The 5,625-nt window shown below is 45.3% G+C and carries 5 protein-coding genes and 1 tRNA gene; 3 read left to right on the forward strand and 3 right to left on the reverse strand.

All coding sequences use genetic code 11. The annotated features are described in order from the left end of the window. Positions 1-971: 971 nt before the first annotated feature. Together CMM32_12375 and CMM32_12380 are read right to left on the reverse strand one after the other, a co-directional pair. Entirely contained in the window at positions 972-1,904 is a 933-nt protein-coding gene (locus tag CMM32_12375; GenBank protein ID MBT07682.1) for a hypothetical protein, read from the reverse strand. A gap of 15 nt (positions 1,905-1,919) precedes the next feature. Then, positions 1,920-2,129: a hypothetical protein gene (locus CMM32_12380; GenBank protein MBT07683.1), complete on the reverse strand. Its 210-nt coding sequence runs from the start codon at positions 2,127-2,129 to the stop codon at positions 1,920-1,922. A gap of 69 nt (positions 2,130-2,198) precedes the next feature. Between CMM32_12380 and CMM32_12385 the strand changes: the two genes are divergently transcribed. The 3 genes from CMM32_12385 to CMM32_12395 all read left to right on the forward strand — a co-directional run bounded on the left by CMM32_12385 (position 2,199) and on the right by CMM32_12395 (position 5,520). Beyond that, positions 2,199-3,644: a hypothetical protein gene (locus CMM32_12385; GenBank protein MBT07684.1), complete on the forward strand. Its 1,446-nt coding sequence runs from the start codon at positions 2,199-2,201 to the stop codon at positions 3,642-3,644. A gap of 884 nt (positions 3,645-4,528) precedes the next feature. Beyond that, complete coding sequence (locus tag CMM32_12390) at positions 4,529-4,822, forward strand: hypothetical protein (GenBank protein ID MBT07685.1); 294 nt, start codon at positions 4,529-4,531, stop codon at positions 4,820-4,822. A 68-nt stretch (positions 4,823-4,890) separates the two neighbouring features. After that, positions 4,891-5,520 carry a hypothetical protein gene (locus CMM32_12395; GenBank protein ID MBT07686.1) on the forward strand — a complete coding sequence of 210 codons (630 nt, stop codon included), beginning with the start codon at positions 4,891-4,893 and terminating at the stop codon, positions 5,518-5,520. A 20-nt stretch (positions 5,521-5,540) separates the two neighbouring features. Here CMM32_12395 and CMM32_12400 read toward each other — a convergent pair. After that, a tRNA-Arg gene (locus tag CMM32_12400) sits at positions 5,541-5,617 on the reverse strand. Positions 5,618-5,625 lie beyond the last annotated feature (8 nt).

A 5,625-nucleotide genomic window follows, 5' to 3' on the forward strand; every position in this document is an offset into this window, starting at 1 on the left:
AGTAAGCAATTACAACAGTTAAGTTGTTTCTGATTCACCGTCAACACATGAAAATGTTCTACAGTTTGTGTAGCAGTTGATGCCCCCATGCATGGGCCAGTGGGGGTGCCTACGTATGTATTCTTAGCCCTGTACACAGATCAGCTGTCACAGGTGTTAACCACTTAGAGTATGTGACATGCGTACTGATCATTAGTCAGTTGTCAGTCTTAGCCTGAATCGTCATTAGTCCTCTGCTGCACTACCATGAGTGATCGGGCATGACCTGAGGGCCGAGTGCAGAATAGCCTTCTCAGGCAGACATGCTGTTCTGGCAGTCGGTTAAAGACAGCAGCAGTGTGGATATGGTTCGTGAATATCTAAACCAGTTTCCGAATGGAATGTTTGCAGGTCTTGCACGTATCAGGATCAAGGAACTGGAAGCGGCTCGGTAACAATCCCTGAGGTGGCGTCATGCCTTATATCAAGATGCTTTATTGGCTAAATACGGCGGTGGCGCTCTTTCTTTGTGTGTTGGCTTGCGTGCGTATTGCAGACGGCCAATATGACCATGCGGTTTTCTTTATCTGCGTTGGCCTCATGTTCTATGCAACTGGCTCGAAGCTACACCACTGGGTTATCGGCTGTTGGCCATTTCCCATATCCGTATTCATAAAGCCCGAACAGAAGAGCACCTCTTCGTCTTCTGAATAGCCAGAAAATCTAAATCCATATGCATGGAAGCGTAATTCAAGGACGATATTCACTAAGGTGGGCTTTGAGTTAACGCCTCAATATGAGCCGCCAAATACTTTTGAGTATGAGGGCTCGTACAAATGGGTTTTGCATAAGCCGCTGTGCATGGAAACGCACAGCCGGAAAGTAGCGCATCACCAACCATGCAAGTGCCACAGCTACGGCTGCTATGAGGATGATATTAATCATCGGTCAGGCTCTTCATTGGTCAAATAGAGACCTAAATCTTAGCCCGTTTATTTTACTTCAATGAATATTTCGTCCCCATCCTGATCAAATGATGTGAGATCCCAGCCCGGTTTATTTCCAATGTCTGATTCCCAGACTATTTTCTTTACGAGATCATGCCTCCCGATATTTGCTAGTCTTTCCCTTTCATATTTTAAAACTGTTGATTCTCCAGCCCTCCCAACTTTGTGCGATTCAGATGACAATCGCTGTCCACTAAATTGTGGTTTTTTAACGCTCTTAGCTGCCCTGGGCCTAAAGGTAAAAGGGATAGCTACTGGTGCTTCGATGCTGTGTTCATTTTGTTCGGGCGCCGATTCTTCTAAGAGTTCCGACATGCTCGGTGTCAATGGACTCTCAACAAGTTTTTGATAAACGGAGATCACTTCCCGGAAATCGTCAATCAGCTTTTGCTCGGGGGGTAGCTCTTCTAATTCGTAACGAATGCTTGAGATCGAGGAGTGTTCATATGTCTGGTGGAGTTTGTGTTTTTTCTGTGCAGCCAGATCTATGGGCCCCCGCTGCCGAGCTTCAGGCAATCTATCTGTATGTATGGTTTGGAACCGCTGAGCGGCGGCCTCAATCTTTTTGTGGCCAGAAGGATTTTGCCCATAAAAATCTCTGAACTGGATGGTTCCAAAAGCAATGGACAGATAGACCCTTTGAAGGTCTATAGAGAACAGATAGACGGGATAGAATCCCTCAGACGCTTTAGTGGAAACACGTTTGTCAAACGTTGCTATCCAAGGTGCAGCCGTTATGTAACCCCGACCGGGGGAACCTTCGAATTTTAATTTCGGATCTGGTGGGAGTGAGTCTCGGAGCAGAGATGGAAAACTTTCAGTAATTAATTTGTGAGCGGGATATGTCTTATCGGTGGCCCGGAGAGAGCGATATGTAGGCCAAGCCCTAGCAATATCTAAAATAGTATTTCTAATCATTGATCCAGCACTTGTTCAGAGTGTTGAGAGGAGTTCTTGCCTATTCGTAACCCAATCCTGCTCCCGTTTCGTGTAAGCAGCATATCCTTCAGGGCCAGCAAGAATGGAATCAATGCTTAGGTCAGTTGGCTCGCCCGTACCCATTGGTAGTTCTCTTACAACCTTACTGGGCTCGGCTATTTCAGTATTGAAACGTTCGTAATTAGAAGCGGGAACCCGATCCATGGAGAATGCTGATTCACCAGGGTGCTCACGAATGTTTCATTCTACGGCATTCAGAGTTAGCATTTCTGGATGCGCACCCTCCTCACCGCCCTGACCGCACTCATGTTGTTCGCCACGCCCGTGGTGGCGGGGGACCAGGAGAAATTTCAAGACGCGCTGATAGCGTACCAAGCAGGTAATTACCCGAAAGCCATTCGGCTCTATAAGCCGCTTGCCGAGCGGGGATATGTAAGTGCGCAGCATAATCCCAGCGTAACTGTGGATACCTTGCACGTTTCTCGCTCGCACCGCCAAGTCCAACTTGTGCAATTACAAACCAACAGTCAGGTTGAGGTAACAACCAATGACCCGGTCAATAAGAGGTGGGGTGAACCAATCGGCCGAGTAGATAACGTTGAAGGTATGGCATTTATTGTACGCTTGGATGATGTGACGATACCGGCGGTATCTGAAATGGAGGTTTTTCTTGGTGATACTGTTAAAACGACGGACAATAGCATTGTAAGTGTAATATTCGTCGACGAAACGAGATTTGCCCTTGGTGAAAAGGGCCAGATGGTAATAGATGAATTAAGTTTTTCGCCTTCATATAATAAAGGAAGTTCCATTTTTAGTGTTGTTGAGGGTGTTTTTAGTTTTGTATCTGGAAAAATTGCAAAAACGGGCCCTGACTCAATGTTGGTCAAGATGCCTGTTGTGACTGTCGGTATTAGGGGTACGAAGGTAGCTGGTCGGGCGGCAATTGAGGGTAGTGAAAATTCTGTCACGCTTCTTCCTGAGGAGGATGGCTCGGTAGGAGAAATTAGTGTGCAAAATTCAGCGGGCATCCAAATTCTGAACCAACCTTTTCAAACAACAAAAAGCACTAGCGTCTCTCGGGCCCCAACCCTTCCTGAGATCATATCCAAAGGTGCGGTTGAGCGTCTTTATGGCACAGTAAGTCAAGTTGTCAGTCCTCGTGCCACAACTGGAACCAAAATTCAAAGAGATAACGCGAGGGGTTCTAACGTTGGGAAAGCAGCAGACCTAGACGAAGAACAGGCAAAAAAGTTTGATCAAAACAAAGAAGATTCAAATAATAAAAGTGAAGAGCAGAACGAAAATATAGAGCCGCTTGAGGAAGAGGAGCTAGAAAAGGGAGATGAAGCGCAAGGCCAGAGCGAAGAGTCCGGGCCCAGTCAAGGTGTAGGAGAAGACCTTAAGGGAGAAGCGCAAGAAGAGGCTGATGCTACTACTGATGGGGAAATGGATTCTGAGCGTGGTACAGAGGTGAGTCCAGAACAAGGTGAGGAGAAATGGAAAAATAACGGAAAGGAGACAACAAAAACAAAAGATACCCAAATCCAGTCAGATAAATCTAATGATGCTAGTTCTAATCAATTATTCGAGTATATCTGTTCCTATGATTCTCTGTGTGATGGTGGGGACCCGAACTGGAAAGGTTGGGGAGTTCTGGTCGGGGTTATCCTATTATTTTGTGGGTTCATAATTATTTTCGTACTTCTCTTACCCTAAATTTCATTTCACTTGGAGATAGGAGATCGCTGCGACCTGTGGGATCACTCTTTGGAACTTTAGGGATGTCATGCGTGGCATTGCCGAGAAGTTCAAAAAATCTAAAAGCTACCATCCGGATGACTCACTGCGGACGCTGAGCCTTTATGCACGCGCGGGTATCGAGACTGATCGAGTTTAAATTTCAAAAATTCTAAATTTCATCTCACCTCCTTATACAGCTATTTGCGCACCCTCCTCACCGCCCTGACTGCACTCATGTTGTTCGCCTCGCCTCTAGTGACATCAGTCACAAGAGCCGATGACTTCTTCGGAGATGGAATTTCATCGCGGGAGAGGCATCATCTAAGCACGTCTGTAAAACACGGCGAGACCGCGTTAGAGGGCCTGTCAGCTCTGGGCCTGCTGCTACAGACCAGTGCTTTAAGAGTTCTGAAAAGGCGACCCTGCTGAAGTAGGTCGCGTTTGATTTTGTATGAAGCTTTAAGATGCGCCGCACAAAACAGGAACGTCAGGCATATACTGCGGATATTGGCGTTGATTGGGAGGTCTCTGCGGCTCCGAATCCCGCAGAAAACGTGGCGCACCCGACAGGTAGGTGGTGCCTTAAGTATGTACCAGCTAATCAACCTAATCTAAGCAGAGCCTAGATTCTCACTGGTCACATGCACCGTCAAGATGCATCTGTGACCTACCCTGTGGTCTACCCGAATATGATTATCTTCGATGCCCCCATGCATGGGCCAGTGGGGGTGCCTACGTATGTATTCTCAGCCCTGCTCACAGATCAGGTGTCCCAGGTGTTAACCACTGTGGGTATGTGACATGCTGCCAAGACCCTTGCGCTACATTTTGAAAGAGCGGTTGCCGAGCTGGAGATGAACATGAAACATATCCTTGTTATTCTATTTTGTGCCTTCCTTGTATCGCCAGCGCTTGCTGGAAAGGACAAAACTATGGATGCGTGGAATTACACTGCAAGTAGAGTTGCGGGAAGCATCTCTGCTGAGCCGGTAAAAAAACAAATATCAGATATGACTGCCCAGATGAGAAAAACCTACAACAGGCTCGATCGGTATGGGTTTTATGGATTTGCCTCTAAAATGTTTGATGAGTTAGCCGAGCTATCAAAAAATAACGGGGGCAAGAAAGTATCAAAACCCGGCTGGCTTAACTAATAAATAAAGGAGGGTATTTTTATTTCTTAAAAAACAGAAGAGACATTTATAATTCGTTTATTTCATTAATGTGTATAGCATTTCTCTGTCTATTTTGTGGAGATGCTTTATCTGAATGTAAGAATTATTCTATTCCTGATAAGATTGAAGAATATATTTCAGAGCACCTACATTTAAGGGCTAAGAACAATATTGGTAAGTGGGTTGCATTAGATTTTGTTATCGATGAGAGGGATTTAAGAGATGCATATTCATGCATTTCCGATGAAATGCTCTCCGCATATAAGAATTCCAAATTAAATATTACGTATAAGTATAGAAATTGGCTTCGTGTCAATAATATTAGCGTCTATGCGCCTGCAAATGACTTTGGTTGGGCGAATGTATTTGTTAATAAACCTGCAGAAAAATATTCAGAAAATGTATTTAACTCACAGTTTGCCGCTGGAAGCGTTATTGTGAAGGAGAGTTTCATTTTTGATGTTAACGGGGATATATCTATCGGACCCCTGTTCTACATGGAAAAGATGCAGAAGGAATTTAACCCTAATAGTGGTGACTGGAAGTTCGTGGAAGTGAATGTTGATGGTTCATATTCCGAGACAAATGGAATGGGGTCTGAAACTACTGTTAACTGCATAGAATGTCACAGTAGAAGGAAAGATACGGACTATTTATTTTTTCTTAGTTCCAAATAAACTTTTTTTACTTAAAGTTTTGGCGCACCCGACAGGATTCGAACCTGTGACCTCTGCCTTCGGAGGGCAGCGCTCTATCCAGCTGAGCTACGGGTGCCTGCGCTC

The sequence above is a fragment of the Rhodospirillaceae bacterium genome (genome assembly GCA_002728255.1).
Taxonomy (GTDB): Bacteria; Pseudomonadota; Alphaproteobacteria; order UBA7887; family UBA7887.